This window comes from Xenococcus sp. PCC 7305 (assembly GCF_000332055.1).
Lineage (GTDB): Bacteria > Cyanobacteriota > Cyanobacteriia > Cyanobacteriales > Xenococcaceae > Xenococcus.
In genome coordinates, this window is record NZ_ALVZ01000223.1 from 26,037 (window position 1) to 47,329 (window position 21,293).

The 21,293-nt window shown below is 38.8% G+C and carries 18 protein-coding genes; 11 read left to right on the forward strand and 7 right to left on the reverse strand.

Annotated features, from left to right (window positions below):
• Positions 1-2: 2 nt before the first annotated feature.
• Positions 3-1,121 (reverse strand): non-hydrolyzing UDP-N-acetylglucosamine 2-epimerase, encoded by a 1,119-nt coding sequence (gene wecB, locus XEN7305_RS21040; protein ID WP_006511537.1) that lies wholly within the window; start codon positions 1,119-1,121, stop codon positions 3-5.
• 155 nt (positions 1,122-1,276) lie between these two features.
• On the opposite strand from wecB, the gene hisD reads away from it, so the two are divergent.
• Complete coding sequence (gene hisD / locus XEN7305_RS21045; RefSeq protein WP_006511538.1) at positions 1,277-2,578, forward strand: histidinol dehydrogenase; 1,302 nt, start codon at positions 1,277-1,279, stop codon at positions 2,576-2,578.
• A gap of 58 nt (positions 2,579-2,636) precedes the next feature.
• On the opposite strand, the gene XEN7305_RS21050 is transcribed toward hisD, so the two are convergent.
• Positions 2,637-4,997, reverse strand: coding sequence for a carotenoid oxygenase family protein (locus XEN7305_RS21050; RefSeq protein ID WP_006511539.1), 2,361 nt, complete (start codon positions 4,995-4,997; stop codon positions 2,637-2,639).
• Between the two features lie 127 nt (positions 4,998-5,124).
• Between XEN7305_RS21050 and XEN7305_RS21055 the strand changes: the two genes are divergently transcribed.
• On the forward strand, positions 5,125-7,716 hold the full coding sequence (locus XEN7305_RS21055; RefSeq protein WP_006511540.1) for a filamentous hemagglutinin N-terminal domain-containing protein: 2,592 nt from the start codon (positions 5,125-5,127) through the stop codon (positions 7,714-7,716).
• On the opposite strand, the gene XEN7305_RS21060 is transcribed toward XEN7305_RS21055, so the two are convergent.
• Positions 7,700-8,230 carry a GyrI-like domain-containing protein gene (locus tag XEN7305_RS21060; RefSeq protein WP_006511541.1) on the reverse strand — a complete coding sequence of 177 codons (531 nt, stop codon included), beginning with the start codon at positions 8,228-8,230 and terminating at the stop codon, positions 7,700-7,702. The genes XEN7305_RS21055 and XEN7305_RS21060 overlap by 17 nt on opposite strands.
• A gap of 181 nt (positions 8,231-8,411) precedes the next feature.
• On the opposite strand from XEN7305_RS21060, the gene XEN7305_RS21065 reads away from it, so the two are divergent.
• Positions 8,412-9,851, forward strand: a complete 1,440-nt coding sequence (locus XEN7305_RS21065) for a phosphoglucomutase/phosphomannomutase family protein (protein WP_006511543.1) — start codon at positions 8,412-8,414, stop codon at positions 9,849-9,851.
• Between the two features lie 111 nt (positions 9,852-9,962).
• Here the strand turns inward: XEN7305_RS21065 and XEN7305_RS21070 are convergent, their stop codons facing one another.
• On the reverse strand, positions 9,963-11,570 hold the full coding sequence (locus tag XEN7305_RS21070) for an MFS transporter (RefSeq protein ID WP_006511544.1): 1,608 nt from the start codon (positions 11,568-11,570) through the stop codon (positions 9,963-9,965).
• Between the two features lie 34 nt (positions 11,571-11,604).
• On the opposite strand from XEN7305_RS21070, the gene XEN7305_RS21075 reads away from it, so the two are divergent.
• From XEN7305_RS21075 to XEN7305_RS21095, 4 genes are all read left to right on the forward strand, one after another.
• Entirely contained in the window at positions 11,605-12,114 is a 510-nt protein-coding gene (locus XEN7305_RS21075) for a phosphoribosyltransferase (protein WP_006511545.1), read from the forward strand.
• 375 nt (positions 12,115-12,489) lie between these two features.
• Positions 12,490-12,891 (forward strand): hypothetical protein, encoded by a 402-nt coding sequence (locus XEN7305_RS21085; RefSeq protein WP_006511546.1) that lies wholly within the window; start codon positions 12,490-12,492, stop codon positions 12,889-12,891.
• 140 nt (positions 12,892-13,031) lie between these two features.
• Positions 13,032-13,535 carry a type IV pilin-like G/H family protein gene (locus XEN7305_RS26990; protein WP_006511547.1) on the forward strand — a complete coding sequence of 168 codons (504 nt, stop codon included), beginning with the start codon at positions 13,032-13,034 and terminating at the stop codon, positions 13,533-13,535.
• A gap of 237 nt (positions 13,536-13,772) precedes the next feature.
• On the forward strand, positions 13,773-14,564 hold the full coding sequence (locus XEN7305_RS21095; RefSeq protein WP_006511548.1) for a hypothetical protein: 792 nt from the start codon (positions 13,773-13,775) through the stop codon (positions 14,562-14,564).
• A gap of 28 nt (positions 14,565-14,592) precedes the next feature.
• On the opposite strand, the gene rnc is transcribed toward XEN7305_RS21095, so the two are convergent.
• Positions 14,593-15,291 (reverse strand): ribonuclease III, encoded by a 699-nt coding sequence (gene rnc, locus XEN7305_RS21100; protein WP_006511549.1) that lies wholly within the window; start codon positions 15,289-15,291, stop codon positions 14,593-14,595.
• 71 nt (positions 15,292-15,362) lie between these two features.
• Here rnc and XEN7305_RS21105 point away from each other — a divergent pair, with 71 nt between their 5' ends.
• Both XEN7305_RS21105 and XEN7305_RS21110 read left to right on the forward strand, forming a co-directional pair.
• Entirely contained in the window at positions 15,363-17,336 is a 1,974-nt protein-coding gene (locus tag XEN7305_RS21105) for a bifunctional aldolase/short-chain dehydrogenase (protein ID WP_006511550.1), read from the forward strand.
• A gap of 308 nt (positions 17,337-17,644) precedes the next feature.
• Positions 17,645-17,869 carry a Calvin cycle protein CP12 gene (locus tag XEN7305_RS21110; protein ID WP_006511551.1) on the forward strand — a complete coding sequence of 75 codons (225 nt, stop codon included), beginning with the start codon at positions 17,645-17,647 and terminating at the stop codon, positions 17,867-17,869.
• Between the two features lie 140 nt (positions 17,870-18,009).
• Here XEN7305_RS21110 and fabI read toward each other — a convergent pair whose 3' ends face one another.
• The gene (gene fabI / locus XEN7305_RS21115) at positions 18,010-18,783 is read right to left on the reverse strand and encodes an enoyl-ACP reductase FabI (RefSeq protein WP_006511552.1); all 774 of its coding nucleotides are present in this window, start codon (positions 18,781-18,783) and stop codon (positions 18,010-18,012) included.
• Between the two features lie 245 nt (positions 18,784-19,028).
• Here fabI and XEN7305_RS21120 point away from each other — a divergent pair, with 245 nt between their 5' ends.
• Positions 19,029-19,829 (forward strand): HpcH/HpaI aldolase/citrate lyase family protein, encoded by an 801-nt coding sequence (locus XEN7305_RS21120; protein WP_006511553.1) that lies wholly within the window; start codon positions 19,029-19,031, stop codon positions 19,827-19,829.
• On the opposite strand, the gene XEN7305_RS21125 is transcribed toward XEN7305_RS21120, so the two are convergent.
• Positions 19,830-20,837, reverse strand: coding sequence for a zinc-binding dehydrogenase (locus tag XEN7305_RS21125; protein WP_006511554.1), 1,008 nt, complete (start codon positions 20,835-20,837; stop codon positions 19,830-19,832). It lies immediately after the preceding gene.
• Between the two features lie 5 nt (positions 20,838-20,842).
• Between XEN7305_RS21125 and XEN7305_RS21130 the strand changes: the two genes are divergently transcribed.
• Positions 20,843-21,292 carry a RidA family protein gene (locus XEN7305_RS21130; RefSeq protein WP_006511555.1) on the forward strand — a complete coding sequence of 150 codons (450 nt, stop codon included), beginning with the start codon at positions 20,843-20,845 and terminating at the stop codon, positions 21,290-21,292.
• The last annotated feature ends 1 nt before the right edge of the window (position 21,293 follow it).

The window sequence follows — 21,293 nt, forward strand, 5'->3', positions numbered from 1 at the left end:
GATCAAAGCCTTTGAAAATATTTCTGAATAATTTTGACAATTCGCCTGGATGCTAAACCATCTCCAAAGGGATTAATCGCGTTGGCCATTTGGCGATAAGCATGATCATCTTCTAATAATTTCTTGGCGTTAACAAAAATATTATCGGGATTTGTACCAATTAATTTGGCTGTACCTGCGGTCACAGCTTCTGGTCTTTCGGTATTATCTCGTAAGACCAGAACTGGTTTGCCTAAACTAGGAGCTTCTTCCTGCAAACCTCCAGAATCGGTAAGTAAAAAATAACAGCGTGCGATCGCACCAACCAATTCTTTGTAATTTAAAGGTTCTGTCAAAAAGACGCGATCGCGTTGACCTAAAGACTCTTGAATGGGTTCTCTAACCAAAGGATTGCGATGCAAAGGCAATAATAGAACCGTATCAGGAAAGCTATCTAAAATCGAGTGAAATCCTTGAAGAATATTTTGCAGAGGTGCTCCCCAGTTTTCGCGACGATGAACTGTTGCCAAAAGAACTCGATGATGATGCCAATTTAGTTGGGGAACTTGGCATTCAGGATTATTATTCGCTACCTTAAGCAAAGCATCAATCACAGTATTGCCTGTCTGATGAATTTCTCCCACAACCCCTGATTTCTCTAGGTTTTTCACGGCCAATTCTGTAGGAGCAAAGTGAAATTGGGCAATTTGCGAAATCAGACGTCGATTAGCTTCTTCGGGAAAAGGATTAAATAAATTATTAGTCCGTAAACCGGCCTCGACATGTCCCACAGGAATTTTATTGTAGAATGCGGCTAAACTGGCAGCGAAAGCCGTACTAGTGTCCCCTTGAACTACAACAAAATCTGGTTGTAATTCGGCGAAAATTTTCTCTAATCCTTGCAAACTATTACAGGTAATTTCTGTGAGGGTTTGCTTTGGTTTCATGATATCTAAATCGTGATCGGCCGTAATGGCAAATAATGTCATAACTTCATCAACCATTTCTCGATGTTGTCCCGTTAAAACTACATAGGTTTTAATCTCAGGGGTATGACGTAATTCTTCAATTACAGTTGCTAATTTGATCGCTTCAGGACGAGTTCCCAAGATAACGCAGACCGAAAAGCTGGATTGATTCATAGATTTTGGCAAGTTCAAGAGTCATCACAAATCAAATAATAGCTCTTTTCCTCAAATTTACTGCATTTTCAATTTTCAATTTCCCACCCCAATCAACTAGCGATCCACGTTAAGCTATAGGGGTAGTTGTTGCTCGACTCAAATATGGGGATTTCATGCTGCGTATAATTTATCTGCAAACTGAAGTACAAGCAGAACTCCAACGTATCAGCGATCGCGCTTCCGATACAGCTGCTCTCCAATCACAGGAAAATATTGTTCAGGAGATTGTCACAACCGTCAAGCACCAAGGTGATCGAGCCTTGGTTGACTATACAAAAGAATTTGATCATCAGACAATAACTCCTGAAAAATTTCGAGTTCGAGGTTCTGAGTTGGACGCGGCCTATCAACAATTGTCCAAAGATCTAATTCATGCAATTCAATTAGCTTGTCAACAAATTACAGCTTTTCACCGTCAGAAGATTCCCAAATCTTGGGTACAATTCGCAGAAGACGAGATTGTTTTAGGACAACGTTATACTCCCATCGATCAAGTGGGATTGTATATTCGAGGTGGGAGAGCGGCTTATCTAAGCACTGTGCTCATGAGTATTATCCCAGCAAAAGTTGCCAAGGTGCCCCGCATTGTTATGGTGACACCTCCAGGAGAAAATCTAAAAATTAATCCTGCTGTCTTAGTCGCAGCCCAAGAAGCTGGAGTTGACGAAATTTATCGCTTAGGAGGAGCTCAAGGCATTGCAGCTTTAGCTTACGGTACAGCAACTATTCCACCTGTGGATTTTATTGCAGGCTCCGGGAATACCTATGTAAATTTGGCGAAAAAAATTGTCTTCGGTAAAGTTGGCATCGATTCTTTGACCAGTGGGTCTGAGATTGTTATCATCGCCGATGAAAATGCGAATCCTGTTTATATTGCCGCAGATTTAATTGCTACCGCAGCTCAAGATTATCTGGCCGCCCCCATTTTGCTCACCAACGATACAGAGATGGCTCATCAAGTACAGCAAGAAGTGCTGCACCAATTGTCGAATCACCCCTTAAAAACCCTAACAGAAAAGTCAATTTCCCATTATGGTTTGATTGGGGTTGTTGAGTCCCTCGAAATAGCAGCAACATTGTCTAATTTTTTTGCTCCCAAACATTTAGCATTGCATCTTAGCGAGCCTTGGGACTTAATTGAGCAAATACGCCATGCCGGAACTATTTTTATGGGAGAATCCACACCCGAAGCAGTGGGACATTATTTAGCTGGCCCCAATCATATTTTGCCAACCTCAGGAACAGCCCGTTTCGCTTCTGCACTGGGGGTCGAAACCTTTCTTAAACAATCCTCGGTAATTGAATATTCCTCGACGGCGTTGAAAAAAATGTCTAGTACTTTGCAAATATTGGCTCGTGCTGAAGGCCGGCTTTCTCATACTGATTCGATACGCTTTCGTACCGAAGAACAGTAAATTGTAATGATTCATGAGCATCAAATATACTTGGTGCTCAACATTGGTGTTCAATAATTTAAGAGAAGTGTGGATAAACTTCTTCTTCAAATAACTTTTTCATTGTATTTTTCACTTGGTCAGATTGTTTATTAATGACTTCATTGAAATCTTTTCTAATATCATAAGCTACTCGATCTGAAGATTTGGCGTCTTTAAGCCAGGTAGTGTGGACAGTAAAGCCAAAATTCATTTTGGGATGACTCAGTTTATATAATGGTCCTTGTTTTAAATCAGCAGCATCAAAAATCCATAATTCACTGGTTTGTGACCAGTTTGGATTATCGGGAGATTCGCTGATGAATTTGTCGGAAGTGAGTACAACACAAACAATATAACCATCAGTTTGAGCATTATAGTTTTCTGGTGGGTTTTCTGGTTTAGAACGGGGGATAAATTGTGCAGAAGTTCCTAAATAATGCTTAGTCGAGCCGTTTTGAGATGAATCAGATGTTGCGAACGGATATTCATCAATGATTTCAAGATTAACTTGAGGATTTTCTTTAGTGGTTTGGGTATTGATTTTAAGATGGCATAAGCTGGAGGGAATACCTTTATAGGTAAGATTCAAGACTTGATGTACGTCAATTTCACGTTGCTCTTGGGGGTAATTTCTATATTCTTCCACAGTTCTTTGGGTTAACAAATCTGGCCAAGCTCCCCAACTATTCCAGTAAATATCAGTGAATTTGCGGGTGGGTTGTTCATCTCTTAAAGCATAAAAAGCTGTCGACCAAGTAAGTGATTCTTTGAAAATTTTTTGAGAGCCGACGATTTCGCCCCTTTCTCCATCAACCAGAAAACATCCTAAACGACTGACGTCTAATCCTGAACCAATAGTGCCCGATAACTTGTGTACACGAGAAGTTAAGTCTGGATCATCGTATTTATCTTCTATATCATCGCGATCGCGATCATCAAAAGCAGAGCGATCAAAAATCTTGAGCCATTCTGCAATATCAGTTGCCGGAAGATGGGAAGTATGAAAGGTAATTAGATTGTCTGGGTTATCGTAATCCACCACAAAATGAGAAAATTCTGGAGTTAAGACAACTTCTTTGGCGACGACTTTTGCTATGCGATTTTTATTAGTCTTTTTCAAGTCTTCTCTATTAACAATGTAAATTTTGGTATAGGGTAGCTGATCATAATTAAAGAAGTCTGATAGTAAGATTTTGAGGCTGTTTGCTAGGAAACTTCTTTGATAGGGCAGCAAACCTTCAAAGGAAAATTTAAATGAGGATTCTGAAATGATAATGTACTTTTCAGTCAAGCCCATTTGATGGGTAGTTTGGTCTATTTTGATTGCGCGTTTTCCTGGTAAGAACTTTCTAGGCAGCATAATCTGCCATTTTTGCGCAATAGGGACCTCTTTCCCTTCCCAGAAGAGTAAATGAACAAAATTATCCTTGCTAAGCTTCTGTAACAAACTTTCGATAAAACTTATGATTCTCACAATAAGTTTTAACAACATCAAAAATTTATCATAAAGACCTAAGAGGATTTTTTGAAAATTAAATCCAAAAAATAATTGTTTTGCTGGATTTTTAAGTGCTTGAGCATTCTCAAACAATCTTTCTTTAAGAGAACGAGATAAACCTAACATTGTCCAGAGAGATTTACCCACATTAAGTGTGAAAAACTCATTAGTTTTAGGATCGAAGCAAGGATGGGCTGAGGTCATAATTTGTTTGAAGGGAAGTGGGACGGGTATGGGAACTACATTTTCCCAATCCTCATTGGTTCCCACCGGCTGTAAAGTTTCCAAGGTTTCGGGATCAATTTCATGGGGACGACCAGTATCCCAGGTTACTAATAAGCGTTCATAAATATCTTTAGCGGTCTTAAAAGGTAGAAAAGCTGTATTTAACTGATTACGAAATCCTAAGCCCCCTAATGAAGCACGGGAAATGCCAATATCATTAAAGGCTAATTTTCCATAATCACTCTTTTTGGGAGCTGCGGCAGTAGCTTTGTCGGCATAATAACAAGGAGCTTTTACTAATCTATTTTTTAGCAGAGCTTTTTTATCGGTAAAGCTGAGTCTATAAACCATACCATCGCCATTATAAAGAGGAGTCCAGCCATCCTTAGAAGACCAAACCACCTGATCCTGATATTGTTTATTCACTTTCTCTGATGCTACTGAGCCTGCAGGACTTAGAATAAAGGCATGACCTTGAATATCTTCAGGTAATTGCGTTTCCTGTCCTGTTTTGGCATCTATAATTGTTAGGCTTAAGGGTTGATGATCAGTATCCTGACCATAATATTCTTCTCTACTGACAGCTAGAATAGTTTGGGGGAAATATTTATTGGGATCTGATTTCTGTTGTTCTTCGTTGTTACTTGCTGATGCTGTTGATGGTGATTTATTCATTTCAATTGTTTTTTTAGAAAAAGCTAAAGACTTAGGATGAGCTAAAAATATAGCTATATTATTTACTTAAGTAAAATGTGTATATTTTATGCAGAGATAATCACTTTTGTAATATCACTTAATATTTATGAACTTTAAATTTCTTGATTTATTTCCTCAGATTGATCTTTTCAGAGATACCTTGCTTATTAGCTTATGGCTTATTGCCTTTCCTTTTAGTTATCAAACTCAAGCTCAAATTAGTGGTGATAACAGTTTATCCACTCAAGTGACAACTGAAGATAATCTAAACTTTACAATTACAGAAGGCGATCGTGCAGGCAATAATCTCTTTCATAGTTTCCAAGAATTTTCCGTGCCCCTTGATGGTTCAGCAATCTTTAACAATTCAACAACAATTGAAAATATTATTAATCGAGTTACAGGAGATTTTTCTTCTAATATTGATGGACTAATCAAAGCACAGGGCAGTACTAATGTTTTTTTAATTAATCCCAATGGAATTATCTTTGGCGAGAATGCAGCTTTAGATATTGGGGGCTCTTTTCTGGCAACTACAGCAGAAAGTTTTTTATTTGAAGATGGTATTGAGTTTAGTACTCGTAGTAAGAACTCACAACCTTTGCTGACAATAAATGTGCCTTTAGGTGTTCGCTTTGGGAATAAATCTGCAACCATTACAAATCTATCTCAAACAACAACTGGATTATCTGTAGTACTAGGTAAAACTCTAGCTCTTGTTGGAGGAAACATTAATATTGATGGTGGTACTATTACTGCATCCCAAGGAAAAATTGAATTAGGTAGTGTTGCTGAGAATAATGTCGTTAATTTTGATATTGCTACCGATATTTGGAGTTTTAATTATGAGAAAGTATCGCAGTTTCAAAATATTGTGTTAGATAATTCAGCTTTGGTTACTGCAAGTGGTATAGGTGGCGGGGAGATTCATTTTCAAGGAAAAGAAATTCGTGTCTTAAATGGTTCAGGAATTTCTTCAGATACTTTTGGTTCTATTGATGGTAGAGATATAACTATTAATGCTTCTGAATTATTAGAAATTAACGGTAGTGATCCTACTAATACTTTTTTAGATGATGCTCTAGAAGATAGTAGTGGCATTTTAGCTCCTAGAGCTTCTCGCATAACAACTAATACTGTAAATACAGGTAATCTGGTAAATACAGGCAATGGCGGAAATATAAATATTTTCACTAAAGATTTACGTTTATTGAATGGTGCGGAAATCTTATTACAAACTATCGGAAATCCAAATGATACTCAACAGCTACAATTATTAGGGCAAGGGGGGAATTTATCTATTGACGCCTCAGAATCTATACAAATTAATGGCAATAGACCATTTTTAGGAATCAAGCCAGTTGATAAACCCTTCATTCTAATAAATCTTGAAACTTCGATCGCAGTTGCTCAAGCTAGTATTATTTCAACTGCTTCTGTGTTTAGTAATAACTCCAGCGGAAAGATTAATATTAACGCCAAAAATATGACTATTGAAGATGGTGGATTAATCGGCTCCAATCCTTTGAGCTCAGGAGATGGTGAAGATATTACCATCAAAATTCTGGAAACTTTAAAAGTTATAGGTGTGGGCACGAGAAACAGTGTGTCTGGTAGTATTATTGCGGCTAATGCTTTTGGGCAAGGTAGTTCTGGAGATATAGATATTACAGCTAATCAGATAATTTTAAGTGACGGAGGCTCTATTTCTTCTTCGGCTCTTGAAGACTCATCAGGTAATGCGGGAAATATTACTATTAATACTTCCAATTTAGATATTGCAGGTGAGAGCAAGGGACTTCCTAGCAGAATCAATTCGGGTACTGCAAGTACAGGGAATGGAGGCGATTTGATTATTAATGCCAATTCTTTAACAATCAGAGATCAAGGTGTAATTTCTGTTCAAGGAGATAGTTTGGGAGCTCCCGGAAATGTAGAAATTACAGCGGATTCTATTGAACTAAAAAACAATGGAAGGGTTACAGCAGCAACTATTTCAGGACAGGGAGGGAATATTAAAATAAATGTTGAAGATAATTTGATTATCAGAAATAATAGTCAAATTTCTTCTGAAGCCAGTGGAATTGCTAATGGGGGAAATATAGATATTTCAGCAGATTTTGTTATTGCTCTTCCTCCAGAAAATGGTGATATTATAGCCAATGCGATTAGAGGAGATGGCGGTAAGATTAAAATCACTACAGAAGGAATTGTGGGGCTAATAGAAACTGAAGGTTTGCCCAATGATAACCTTAGTGAAATTAATGCTAGTTCTGAATTTGGACAGGATGGCTCTGTAACAATAGTTATTCCAGAGTCAGAAACATTAGAGCCAGAAAGAGATGTTAAAACAGAAGTAGCAAGTTTAGATAAAAATTCCTTAGACAATTATTGTCGTAATCTTGGGAAAAGCAAATACAACGTTACTGGTCGTGGTGGTATTCCTTTTTCTTCAGAACAGAAAACCTCAGTTGTGATTAATTGGGAGGACTGGCGCATCCTTGAAGATGCTGGAAGATCAGAGGTAAATTCTCATCAAATACAAGATGATGCTACAAGTTTAGTTAGTCAAACATCTGATAATAATATTCAGTTAGTCCAAGGATGGTTTGTAAATGAACAAGGACAAATTATTTTGACTGCTGAACCTTTAGTTATTACCCCTCATCCTCAGCAAATAACTAATCTCGGTTGTTAAATAAGGATAATAGCCACGAGAAGAAATTTTTCTTATTTTTGATCTTTTCAACGGGATATTGAATTTCTGTGACCGAATTGTCTCCTCCTTGATCATTAACTATATAAATTTCTCTTAGAGAGCCATTTATTTGGTAATTATTATCTTTTATCCAGTTTTCTAGGATATCGTAGACTTTTTCTATAGTGGCAAATGAACCTTTATGAACTATAGAAGCCATATTATTAACTTTGGGTAGTTGATAAACCCAGACCTCTTCGTTAGCAGATATTTCTTGTGCTATGGGAATGATTGTTTCTATAGGAATGTTACTTTCTCGAATTGTATTATCGTGATAGATACAAATAGGTGAACCGATAATCTCCACCTTGTTTTCTTGAGCATATTGGAAAGCCTTTGTAAAAAGAGTGTTTAAAATAGGGCCACTGTCTCTATAATTAGGGATAACTCCTAGAGTCGCAGCGATCCATTGAGTTTCAACTGCTTTAAGAACCACTTTTTCAGCATCTGACATTGTATTGCGCTCCATAAATAGTAAGCTTTAAATAGGTTATAAATTTATGGTAAGCAAATAATGCATTTAGATGGCAATAACTTATCAATTAGAAACAATCAAAAAGCTGTAAGTTGTGCAAACTTACGAGAAACGGCTAACCTGGAAATTGTTATTTTAATGTTGTTAAATATTGAGTTTTATGGCTTTCACTGTTAATCCCATTAAATTTGGTACGGATGGCTGGCGTGGAGTTATTGCGGCAGATTTTACTTTTGAAAGAGTCGCTATGCTTGCTCCCCTTTCGGCTAAAGTGCTTGCAGATAATTACGGCAAGGCTACAGATAGTAATACGGTGATTGTAGGCTATGATCGCCGTTTTATGGCAGAGGATTTTGCGAAAGTTGCGGCTGAGGCTATTCAAGAGGCCGGATTTGATGTTCTCTTATCAGAATGTTTTGCGCCAACCCCTGCTTATAGTTGGGCTGCCAAAGCTCAAAATGCTTTGGGTGCAATTGTGATGACCGCATCTCATAATCCAGCAGCTTATCTAGGTCTAAAAGTCAAAAGCGCTTTTGGTGGTTCAGTTTCGCCCGAGGTTACTCAGCAAATAGAGGCTATTTTGGACCAACCAGTAGTACCGGCAGCCCAGTCAGGTAAATTAGAATATTTTGATCCTTGGCCCAGCTATTGTCAGGGTTTACAGGCAAAGGTTGACATTACAGCTATTAAAGACGCGATCGCCTCAGGGAAACTTCAAGTTTTTGTTGATGTGATGCATGGGGCGGCTGCCACAGGTTTAGAGAGGTTGCTAGACTCGACCATCATTGAGATTAATAGCGATCGCGATCCTTTATTTGGTGGTGGAGCACCAGAACCTTTGCCAAAATATTTGGCTGATTTGTTTCGCACTATCAAGGCTGCAGCTCAAGAATCTCCTGAGACAATTCGTGTTGGTTTAGTTTTTGATGGGGATAGCGATCGCATTGCGGCGGCCGATGGTGAAGGCAATTTCCTAAGCTCACAAATTTTAATCCCCATTTTGATGCAACATTTATTTCAAAATAAGGGATTTACTGGAGAAATCGTCAAAACTGTTAGTGGTTCTGATATCATTCCCAAACTAGCGAAACTTTTGGGACTTACAGTCTACGAAACTCCTATTGGTTATAAATATATTGCTGATCGGATGTTAAAAGCCGAAGTGATGATTGGGGGAGAAGAATCAGGTGGTATTGGTTATGGAACTCATATTCCCGAACGAGATGCCTTGCTGTCCGCTCTTTATGTTTTAGAAGCGGTGGTTCAATCAGGAAAAGATTTAGGTGAGATTTACGCAGAATTAGAAAAGAAAACTGAATTTCATGCTAACTATGATCGAATAGATTTTCCTCTACCAAATATGGAAGTTCGAGCCAAATTATTGGAGCGTTTGGCAGAAGAAACTCCGCAAACAATTGCGGGTAAATCAGTTAAAGATTGTTTAAGCGTTGATGGTTATAAATTTAGATTAGAAGATGATAGCTGGTTATTAATTCGTTTTAGTGGCACAGAGCCGGTATTACGTCTTTATTGTCAAGCTGACAATATGATTGAAGTTCGTAAGACTTTAGAATGGGCTAGAGAATGGGCAAGTTCTTAAAATCTCTTGGTAATATTTGGCTATAAGCTGGTAATTAGGAAGAGTAAAAATTATTACTATTGCTTGCTATTTAAGCAATTTCATAAATATTTTTACTCTTTATATTGATAATCAAATATTACGATTTTTCTCCTGCAACTTAAGCCGAATTTCTTCATGAAACTCTTTGGTAATAGGATACAAATAAGCCAAGATAACACCGATAATTAACGTAATAGTCGGCAAAGGTGCGATCGCACAACGAATAGCGAATAGGGCACTTTCTGGTTGTTGAGGGATTGCTTCCCCAGGAATTCTCTCGACAAATCCCGATAATTGTAAAGCGATACCCACTAAAAACACGGCAAAAGCAAGCCCGAATTTTTGTAGCAAAACCATAAAACTATAAAAAATACCTTCTCTTCTCTGTCCCGTGTTCAGCTCATCTAATTCGATCACATCAGGTATCATCGACCAAGGAATAAGATAGGCAACGGAGACCCCAAAACCTGCTAAGACTGCCAAGATATATAGTTCCGTAATTTGTCCTGGTTGTATGAGAAACAAGCCAATCTGGGCAAGTATCCAAAAGCTAGTGCCAATAAAATAGACGGCTTTTTTGCCAATTTTACTACTGACAAATTTCCAGAAAAATAACATGACTAAAGCCGTTCCTTGAACTGCGATCGCGGTTTTTGGGAAGTCAGCCTCTGGCATTCCCATATAGCTTACAGTAAAGTAAATCAGAATTGATGCTGTTAATTGGACTGCTAACCAGGAACATAAATATATCCCAATAACATAGCGAAAAGGTTTGTTTTGTAGAGCAATTTTTATTTGATCAATAATTGGCAGGCTCGGGGTAGCATTGGCACTGTTGCGATGGTCAATCGCATCGCGATCGCACAAATGAGATTCTGTCTTCGCAAAGACCAAACTGTAACCAAATCCCAATAACTGCAATCCCAGAAGCAACCCTAATACTCCGTTAACAGGATTCGTGAAGGAATTAGCAATGCCATAAACCAGAGAGATTGCTGCAATGACGATTAAAAGATAACCCAGATTTTTTTTATGCTTTTGATTTAAAACTGGTTCCGCACCTCTTTCTTGAATTCGCAGGGCACACCATAAAAGCGCAACCATAGCGAGTATTGCAACGACTGAAGCTAAGACGAAATACTGTTGACGGGGATTATCTGGATAAGCCTGAAAAATAAAGCTGGCGAGAACTAACGATAGTATGCTGCCTCCAATCGAAAAAGCGAAACGAAAACTATTGAGATTAGTGCGTTCGTTATAATCTTGAGTTAATTCTGGAGTTAAGGTTGTATAGGGTAAATTGACTGAAGTGTAGGACAGATGAAACAAAATAGCAATCACTACATAATAGGTAAACAAGCACCAGTTATTTACATTGGTATCGCTACTAAAACTCGGTACTAACCAGAGGCAAAAAAAGCACAAACCAAAGGGAATCATGCCACAGAGCATCCAAGGAATTCGCCTACCCCATTTGGTTCTCGTGCGATCGCTCAAAACTCCGATTATCGGATCATTAATAGCATCAGAAATTTTGCCGATCGCTAAAATGCTTCCTGCCATTCCTGCAGGTAAACCAGCTACATTTGTACAAAAATATAGTAGGAAAAATACTAAAACATTCGCTGTGATCGCTGGCCCCATATCTCCCGAACCGTAGGCTAATTTCGTAGTAAAATTAAGCTTCTCTGTCTTCATAATTTTTTGAGTTATTGGTTAGGTGTTTACTGCAATGGGCGATCTACATATTTCCTGGACAGAATATCACAGAAAAATCGAGCAATTGGCAATCAAGATTCACCAATCCGGCTGGGAATGCGAGCAAATTATTTGTTTGGCAAAGGGTGGTTTGCGCGTCGGAGATATTCTCTGTCGTATATTTGATAAACCTTTAGGTGTTTTGTTCACCTCGTCCTATGCTGGCTTTTCTGAGGATAATAACCCCCCGACTCGCAGCAAAATTATTTTTTCTCAACATCTTTCGATGATTGAATCAAATCTGGCAGGAAAAATTTTACTCGTAGATGATTTGGTAGATTCGGGAGTGAGTTTACAAGAATCCATCAACTGGCTACGCGGTCGCTATGGCGAAGATATTAGAGAACTGAAAACTGCTGTGCTTTGGTATAAGAGTTGCTCTGTAATAAAACCCGATTATTATGTAGACTACCTTCCTGATAATCCTTGGATTCATCAGCCTTTTGAGCGTTATGAGTCAATAACTGCTGATAAGCTACTCTAATTCTTTGCTTATTGTTCTATGTAGGAACAACTGGATGAGCTTTAGCTTCCCCAATCATAGAAACAAAGCTATGTAAGCGTATTTACTGCAAAATTATTACAAAACTTACGTAACAAAAAAGGAAACAAAGGTTTCACTCTAATTGAACTTTTAGTAGTTGTCATTATCATCGGGGTTCTAGCTGCTGTTGCACTACCCAATCTTTTAGGTCAAGTTGCCAAAGGAAGACAAGCTGAAGCGAAAAACATCTTAGGTACTATTGTTCGCTCCCAGCAAGCCCACCGTCTAGAAAATGGTACATTTGGCGAGATTGGGGATTATGAAGTCGGTGGTAATGCTGATCTTCCTGGCCAAATCGGACGTGATACTGCAACAATGGAAGACCTTCTTCCACTTGGTGCTGTTGATGGTATTCCTGACAATGCTCTTGCTGTAAGCTTTCAACCTGAGTTCTATTACTTCTCTGACGGACTTAACAGTGTACCAGGTGCCTTACAGTTACCAGATGAAACTGATTCTGCTGCTTGGGAATTTCCAGCAGCATCAACTACCTCTGTCTCTCCTGAAGTAGGTTACGCTTATGCACAATCAGTATGGAGATATGAAAATGATATTTTAAATTACACAGCTGTGGTTAGTCAAAATGATACTGGTTCATTTTCTTCTATTATTTGTGAAGAAGCCACAATTAATGCCGCAAATCAACCCATAACTAATGTAGTAGACGATGGTTCTGTCTTAGCTACCGCATGCGCCCAAGGTACCGAAGTCAAATAATTAATATGGTTGCTTAGGTGCATCGATATTAAATTCATAAAAGCAATAGCAAGGAATAAGAATTATCCTAATTCTCTGAATTCCTTGCTTACTTTTTAAGAGTTAATTTTTTGTTCATAATCCGTAATAAGTTAAAAAAAATGACATGGGTAATTGCACAACACAAGTATTACATTCTGAGAAGAAACAAAGAAAAAGGTTTTAGTTTGATTGAGCTATTGGTAGTTGTCATCATTTTGGGAGTTCTTTCTGCACTAGCCTTACCAAACCTATTCGGACAAGTGGAAAAAGCGCGAACTTCAGAGGCAAAACTATTTTTAGGCTCGCTTAATAGAACACAACAAGCCTACTATTTTGAAAATGGTAGTTTTGCCCTGACTATGTCAGAGATGGGATCCAATTACACTACAAATTCTGAAATTTATGACTACGTGATTCTTAATCCTCCTCCTTCTCCTAACCAAATTCACCATCAAGCAAATCCTAAGCCTATATATGCCAATGAATTAAATACTCTAGAATCAGCAGTATATCGCCTTCCAAGCGGAGGGTTTACTACTTCGTTATGTATCGGTTTTTTAATAACGGACGACCCCAATATCACAGCTCCAGGAAATTGCGATAATGGGGAAATTGTTAAGTAAATTAGTTTATAACTTTTCCTTTTGTCATAACTATCTATTATTAGACTAAAATTCAAATAAATTTTATTTTCGTAGCATAAACCCAGATTTTTTTATTGATTGATTTTTTATTTTATTAAATGGGAATAGTAAAAATATAAGCTGTTCTACTTCGTGATTCAAATAGCTAAATTACTATCCAAAAACTTGTCTTAATAACTCCTCTTGCCCAAAATATTGTATTTGCTAGACATAAAAATGACTACATTTACGCAACATCAAAATCAGAAAATAAATTTGTTATTAGCCAGTCTTCTTAGTATTTCTTTGGGCTATTGCCTAGTTAAGCTACAAATTCCTAAGCTCCAAGAAGTGCGAGATGTCAACTTGGGAACAGATGAATATTTAAAACAAGCAAAAGCAGAAGAGCTGGAGTTGAGTGTGCTTAATAAGGCTCCTAACTTTGGATTAAGTAATTTTGTTGCTAGTCATTCATATATAAAATTTTTAATTTATATGGGAGACGAAAATGCGAGAAGGAAAACTGGATACAGTCTTAGCCCCAAATACCTTGAAGTAATAGCTGAAAATGATCCTCTTTTTTCCAAAGCATTTGTCAATCTTTCCGCTGCTTCTTCTATCTATGGTGGAGCTCCCGAAAAAACAGTAGAAATTATGGATCAAGTCCTAGAGAAGCTTACTCCAGATTTCCCACAAGCATATCTTGTGTGGCTCTATAAAGGAGTGGATGAAGTTCTTTTTATGGGCGACTTAAAAAAGGCACAACATTCCTACGAGAAAGCTGCCGAGTGGGCAAATATAGCGGGAGATCAATTTATTGAAAATGCTGCACGCAACACTGCTGAATTCTTAACTACTAATCCTGATATTGTCGAAGCTCAAGTGGGCGCTTGGTATGTAGTACTTACTAGTACTTCAGATAAAATTGTACGTCAGGCAGCAATAAGAAATATCGAACAATTAGGTGGGACTATAGAAGTTTTTCCTGATGGCAGAGTTGTTGTAACAGCACCAAAATCGAGTAATTGAGATAGAAATTGCTAAACCTTAAAGAATTTTATCCATTGTTAATTTGTTTGAGAGCAGCTTCAGCGGCTGCTTTTTCTGCTTCTTGTTTGCGTTTTCCCTTGCCTGTGCCGTGAACTATTCCTTGAACTAATACTTGGGCAGTAAATTCTTTAGCGTGATCGGGTCCCGATTCTTGGATAATTTCATAAGTTGGGGCTTCGTGACATTTAGCCAAGGCCCATTGTTGAAATTTATTTTTACTATCTATGAATGTTGCTGTGGGAGAATTACTTTGTTTGTCAACCAATTCTTTTGCTAAGGATCTAAAGAGATGTTGTATATAGTTGGCAACCGCTTCAATGCCCTGGTCGAGAAAATAAGCACCGATTATTGCCTCAAAAGTATCATTGAGCAGAGAAGGATTAGCTCTGCCATTATCCTTAGCAGCACCTTTGCCTAAGCGCATTAATTCTCCTAGATTCATTAGGGCTCCGAGTTTGCCTAATTGCTCTTCATCGACCAGTCGCGATCGCAGACGGGTCAGTTCAGCTTCATTCATCGAAGGATATTCACGATAGAGCATTTCTCCTACCAAAAAACCTAAAACAGCATCTCCCAAAAATTCTAGACGTTCATTATGCCCTGGCACTTCAGGATGCTCATTGGCATAAGAGCGATGAGTTAAAGCTAATTCTAATAGACTTTGATTTTTGATTTGCGGGAGTTGGTAGTCTATATTATTTGACATTTTGTGATTCTTTGAGGATACGAGTCTCTAATAATTTAAAATTTTTGGTAGTCATCAGAAAAATTATCAACATGAAAAATCTGTGGAATGATCAGGCAGCAGCAAAATATCAAGGCGATTTAGGATTGCGGGTTTATACGTCCCGCTTGCTAGGACAAGATCCTTCCTTGGTTTTACATGGAGGAGGAAACACTTCAGTCAAAATAAATGAAAAGAATCTGCTGGGGGAGTCAGAAGATATTCTATACGTCAAAGGGAGTGGCTGGGATCTTGCCACCATAGAAGAACCAGGCTTTTCCCCAGTCAGGATGAATCATTTATTAAAATTAGCTCAACTATCATCCTTGAGTGATCCAGAAATGGTCAATGAGCTGAAAACTCAAATGACTCGTGCCACTGCGCCGTCTCCTTCAGTGGAAACGATTCTTCACGCGATTTTACCCTATAAATATGTCGATCACACCCATGCAGATGCAGTGGTAACGATCACTAATACTCCTGAGGGATTAGATAGAGTTAAAGAAATATACGGGGATACGGTGGTGATTATTCCTTATATTATGCCTGGGTTTGATCTAGCTAGAATTTGCGCTGAGAAGTTTGCTGCTGAATCCCATGAGCAAACCGTTGGCATGGTCTTAATGAATCACGGAATTTTTTCCTTTGGTGATACTGCTCAGGAGTCCTATGATTTAATGATCGAATTAGTAGGAAAAGCTGAAGCTTATCTTCAAGATAACAATGCTGCACCCAAAAATATCCCTGCAAATTCCCAAAACGATCATGATGATAAGGTTTTTGGTAAGACTTTAGCTAATTTGCGTTATCAACTCGCAAAAAACGTGGGATTCCCTGTTATTTTATCTAATCATAGAGAAGCCAAGTATTTAGAGTTTGCGCAACGTCAAGATCTAAAAGTTATCTCTCAACAAGGGCCAGCAACTCCAGATCACGTGATTCGTACCAAAAGAATACCTTTATTAGGTCAAAATGTAGAATCCTATGTGAGTGATTACCAAGCTTACTTTAAAGCTCATGCTGCTGCTGATCATGTGATGCTCGATCCAATTCCCCGAGTAATCATTGACCCAGAATTAGGAATTTGTACTGCCGGCAAAACAGTCAAAGCGGCAAACATAGTAGCCGATATTTATGACCATACGATTGATGTGATTGAAGGAGCTACTAAGTTAAGTAAATATCAAGCTTTATCTGCCAAAGATCTTTTTGCTATGGAATATTGGGATTTAGAGCAAGCCAAATTGCGCAAAGGTGGCACTCCACCAATCTTGACAGGAGAAATTGCCTTAGTTACAGGAGCAGCTTCAGGAATTGGCAAGGCTTGCGTTGATTCACTCTTAAAAAGAGGGGCAGCAGTCGTAGGCTTAGATATTAATCCTGCTATTGAAACCCTTTATGAACGTGCTGATTTTATGGGGATGGTTTGTGATGTGACTGATGAACAAGCTTTGATCCAAGTTCTAGAAAAAACTGCTCGTAAATTTGGTGGCTTAGATATTTTAATTCTCAATGCAGGAATTTTTCCTCCTGGCTGTTCTATTGCCGAATTGAGCGGGAAAACCTGGAATAAAGTGATGTCAATTAATCTCGATGCCAACTTTACCTTAATGCGTGAATCTCATCCCTTCTTGAAATTATCGCCTAATGGTGGCCGAGTAGTAGTGATTGGCTCCAAGAATGTCCCTGCTCCTGGCCCTGGTGCTGCTGCTTATTCGGCCTCTAAAGCTGCTTTAAATCAGTTAACAAGAGTGGCCGCTTTGGAATGGGGCAAAGATAAAATTAGGATTAATTCTTTGCATCCTAATGGAGTTTTTGATACAGGAATTTGGACAGAAGACACCTTGGCAAATAGAGCTCAGCATTATGGATTAACTGTCGAAGAATATAAAACAAATAATGTTCTTAAAGTAGAAGTTACGAGCGAATCGGTAGGGGAATTAGCAGTGGAGCTTTGTACTCCTTTATTTGCCAATACCACCGCAGCTCAAATCCCCATTGATGGAGGTAATGAAAGGGTTATATAAGATGGAAATAAATACTGAGGAATAATTTACAACAAACAGAATAATATCTTCTCCTTATCTGGATATATTTATTCTTGAGCAAGGAGGATTGTTCGGTCGGAAAACCACACCTCTTGTATTTGTCCTATGCCCTGGATGCCCTATCTCTCTTGACTTTTGGTCTTGTTCAACTCCTTTAGCTTTATTTTGGTTTTCAACTGAACCACAACGTTACAATAGATATTGTCAGAATATGGCTAAACTTATAAACTAAGTAGCAAAGTTTGCTTCTCACCATATACCCATAAAAACTAGGATAAAAGAAAAATATGACCGACCTAAAAGATCAAATCCAACAAGAAACAGCGCAGGCAAGAGAAGTTTGTAGTACTGAGGGTGCGACTTCCGGCGAATGTGCAGCTGCTTGGGATGCGGTTGAGGAACTTCAAGCAGAAGCTTCCCACCAGCGCCAGAATCATCCAGCAAAAAATTCTCTTGAACAATATTGTGATGATAACCCGGACGCTCTAGAATGTCGTGTTTACGAAGACTAAAAATATCTTTTAGTGCTTATCACAATTGCTATTATCACTATAATTTTGATGCTTGAATCGGGAGTCTTAGTTTCTAAGATTCCCTTTTTGATTGAGGTTTTTATGGGTAAATAAAGTCCGCAGAACAAAATTAACTTATACTAACCCATAATTTCGTATCCTGCGTCGACGTAGATAATTTGTCCTGTAATGCCACTGGCAAGATCGCTACATAGAAACGCGGCAGTATTGCCTACTTCTTCTTGAGTAACAGTTCGTCTTAGGGGTGCTTTTTCTTCCATCATCCGAATCATATCAAGAATGCCTCCGATCGCAGAAGAAGCCAAAGTTCTAATCGGGCCTGCGGAAATGCCATTAACCCGAATATTTTGCGGCCCCAATTCTGAAGCTAGGTAACGAACACTCATTTCTAGGGCAGATTTGGCTACTCCCATCACATTGTAGTTGGGCATTACCTTGACTCCTCCGAGGTAAGATAAGGTGACGATGCTTCCTCCTTCTTGCATTAAGGGCTTAGCGAGGCGAGCAAAATCTGTTAGAGAATAGGCACTAATTTCTAAGGATTTGCTGAAGGCGTCTCTGGGGACGCTGCTATAGTCTCCCATTAAATATTCTTTGTCGGCAAAGGCTAGGCAGTGAATAAGAATGTCTAACTTACCCCATTTTTGGGCGATCGCATTAAACATCTCTTCCATTAACTTATCATCTTGGACATCGCAGGGTAGGATTAAATCTGGATTTAGGGGATCGACTAATTGTCTAACTTTTTTCTCATAACGTCCTTTCTCATCAGGCATATAATTAACTCCTAAATTGGCTCCTGCCTGATGCAATTGTTGAGCAATACCCCAAGCAATAGAACGATTATTGGCTATTCCTGTAACAAAAGCATTTTTTCCCGTTAAATCTAACATCCGATTCTAATCCTATCCTCTAGTTTTATTCGCAATTATATATATTACAGTTGCTGGGGCATTTCTAAACGATTGGAGATGAGGGATCGGGAAAATGACCAGACAGATTCTGAGTTGCTAACCGAAGTTAAAAAGCGATCTCAAGATCCGAAATATCTTCTTTGATGAACCTGGCTAGACAGGAGTATCCTTACTTTGCAAATATATTTTCATTACAGCGAAAACTCTGAAAGCACCAAAGAATTATGTTCAGAACTAATAGACTTAAGAAAATGCTTCAAGAAGGTTCTAAGCCAATTGGTTGTTGGATTTTCTTCTCAGATGGTGACTCAATAGAACTTCTTTCTCTATGTGGATTCGATGCTTTTATCATTGATCATGAACATATTGCTTCGGACAGACGTGTCTTAGTTAAGCAACTTCGGGCGGCTCAGGCAACAGATGTGACCTGTATTTTACGGGTGCCTTCTCATGATCCAGTTTATATCAAGCATGCGTTGGATATTGGAGTAGAAGGTCTACTTGTTCCTACTGTAGAATCGGCAGATGAAGCAAGAAAAATTGTTGCGGCGACTCGCTACCGACCCCATGGCGGACATCGGGGGGTTGGTTATCCAGAATGTCGAGCAGCTAATTGGGGTTTAGCAGAGCTGGAATATCCAGCCAATTATCGAGAAAATCTAATAATCGCAGTTATTATAGAAAGTCTTCGGGGTTTTGAGAATATTGAACAGATTGCCGCAGTTGAAGGAATTGATATGGTATTTTTGGGTCCAGGAGATCTGACAGCAGAGCTAGTAAATGATTTTGCCGAACTAACTACTTTTGGAACCTATGAAAACTCAAAACTTGATAGACTAATGGCAGAAGCTGAAGCGACGGTTCTTGGGAGATCTGATTGTTGGCTTGGGGGAATAAGTCGCAATGCCGCAGGAGGTCGCGAGTTGTTTAATAAGGGTTATGATTTCGTAACGCCAACTGGCGATGCTTGGTTATTATCCGATGCGGCTAGATCTGTTATACACCAAATGAAAGAGGATGTTTAATCAGAACTTGACCACTACCTTGCCGCAGTTCTGGCCACTGAGTAAATAATTTACCGCAGCAGGAATAGATTCAAGCCCCTGAAATTCGCTGGGATCGATCGCGACTCTAATTTTCCCTGTAGAAAACATTTCTAGAAGGCGATCGCGAGCTTCGGGAATATATTCTTTGTACAAAGGCATTAAAAACCCTCGAACTGATGCTGCTTTCCAAAAAAGTTGATTGTAAATTCTGGGTTGAGATACTAATTCTGGATTCTTGCCATATTCAGAGATGAAGCCCACGACCACTAAACGCCCTCGAACTGCCAAATTATCTACACAAATGTCGAACATCTGCTTACCAATACATTCAAAAACCAGATTAAGGCCCTGGGGATATTCTTGTTTGAGTACTTGAGCGACATTGTCCACGCGATAATTAACTACGCGATCACAGCCTAAATCTTTAAGTAATCGATGCTTTGCCTCAGAGCCACAGGTTCCAATCACCTGATTTCCTGATAATTTTGCTAGTTGCACCGCAATATGACCAGTTCCTCCCCCTGCTGCAGTTACCATTACAACTTCTTGACTAGTCATTGCCCCTACTTGCTCTAATGCCACTAAAGCTGAAACTCCAGTGGGCATCAAAGTCAGAACTTCTGGGGTTGCGATCGGGACAGGAAAACCCAGTTTTTCATCAATTACTTGATATTCTCGATAGCCGCCGCCGCGTTGAGTTGTGACCACCGCATCACCCACTGCAAACTCTTTGACCTGATCTCCTATCGCGACAACTTCGCCTATTGCTTCTACGCCCAGATCAATAGGTGGAGTCTCCGTGAAATAGGGAATTTTGCCTTTACACAATAAAGTATCAAACCCAGCATTTACTCCGGCAAATTTATTGCGAATCAAAATTTGCTTACTCGTCGGTTCGGGAATTTTATCCTTTATGATTTCAATAGCTGAGCTAAAATCTGAGCTAAACTTTGTGGCAATTAATTTTCTGTAAGTATCCGAACTCATAAATCATGACCAAGCGTGAAGTTATTATCCCTCAGGGAATGGAAATCCTCTATGAAAAATACCATTATTGTCCTGGTATTAAGGTAGGTAATACCCTATACATCTCAGGACAGGTAGGACGGGATGAGAATTTGCAGATAGTCGGAGGCACAGAGGCCCAATTTGTTCAGGCTTTTGAGAATGTGAAAAAAGTACTGACAGCAGCAGGAGCTAGTTTTGATGATGTGGTCGAGATGATTACCTATCATGTTACGGGGGCAAATATTATAAGTGCTTCCGAGTCTTCTTCCGCAAAACCACAACAATTGACTATTCCCCATTTGCCATTGTTTATCGACGTAAAAGACCGCTATTTTACGAACAAGTTTCCCACTTGGACTGGTGTTGGCGTGACAGGTTTATCCACAGCAGGATTAATTGTCGAAATTAAATGTACGGCAGTTCTTGAAGACTAAC

Coding starts and splice junctions, on each gene's coding strand:
- wecB (WP_006511537.1), bottom strand. CDS start 1,121: ATGAATCAATCCAGCTTTTCGGTCTGCGTTATCTTGGGAACTCGTCCT.
- hisD (WP_006511538.1), top strand. CDS start 1,277: ATGCTGCGTATAATTTATCTGCAAACTGAAGTACAAGCAGAACTCCAA.
- XEN7305_RS21050 (WP_006511539.1), bottom strand. CDS start 4,997: ATGAATAAATCACCATCAACAGCATCAGCAAGTAACAACGAAGAACAA.
- XEN7305_RS21055 (WP_006511540.1), top strand. CDS start 5,125: ATGAACTTTAAATTTCTTGATTTATTTCCTCAGATTGATCTTTTCAGA.
- XEN7305_RS21060 (WP_006511541.1), bottom strand. CDS start 8,230: ATGTCAGATGCTGAAAAAGTGGTTCTTAAAGCAGTTGAAACTCAATGG.
- XEN7305_RS21065 (WP_006511543.1), top strand. CDS start 8,412: ATGGCTTTCACTGTTAATCCCATTAAATTTGGTACGGATGGCTGGCGT.
- XEN7305_RS21070 (WP_006511544.1), bottom strand. CDS start 11,570: ATGAAGACAGAGAAGCTTAATTTTACTACGAAATTAGCCTACGGTTCG.
- XEN7305_RS21075 (WP_006511545.1), top strand. CDS start 11,605: ATGGGCGATCTACATATTTCCTGGACAGAATATCACAGAAAAATCGAG.
- XEN7305_RS21085 (WP_006511546.1), top strand. CDS start 12,490: ATGGAAGACCTTCTTCCACTTGGTGCTGTTGATGGTATTCCTGACAAT.
- XEN7305_RS26990 (WP_006511547.1), top strand. CDS start 13,032: ATGACATGGGTAATTGCACAACACAAGTATTACATTCTGAGAAGAAAC.
- XEN7305_RS21095 (WP_006511548.1), top strand. CDS start 13,773: ATGACTACATTTACGCAACATCAAAATCAGAAAATAAATTTGTTATTA.
- rnc (WP_006511549.1), bottom strand. CDS start 15,291: ATGTCAAATAATATAGACTACCAACTCCCGCAAATCAAAAATCAAAGT.
- XEN7305_RS21105 (WP_006511550.1), top strand. CDS start 15,363: ATGAAAAATCTGTGGAATGATCAGGCAGCAGCAAAATATCAAGGCGAT.
- XEN7305_RS21110 (WP_006511551.1), top strand. CDS start 17,645: ATGACCGACCTAAAAGATCAAATCCAACAAGAAACAGCGCAGGCAAGA.
- fabI (WP_006511552.1), bottom strand. CDS start 18,783: ATGTTAGATTTAACGGGAAAAAATGCTTTTGTTACAGGAATAGCCAAT.
- XEN7305_RS21120 (WP_006511553.1), top strand. CDS start 19,029: ATGTTCAGAACTAATAGACTTAAGAAAATGCTTCAAGAAGGTTCTAAG.
- XEN7305_RS21125 (WP_006511554.1), bottom strand. CDS start 20,837: ATGAGTTCGGATACTTACAGAAAATTAATTGCCACAAAGTTTAGCTCA.
- XEN7305_RS21130 (WP_006511555.1), top strand. CDS start 20,843: ATGACCAAGCGTGAAGTTATTATCCCTCAGGGAATGGAAATCCTCTAT.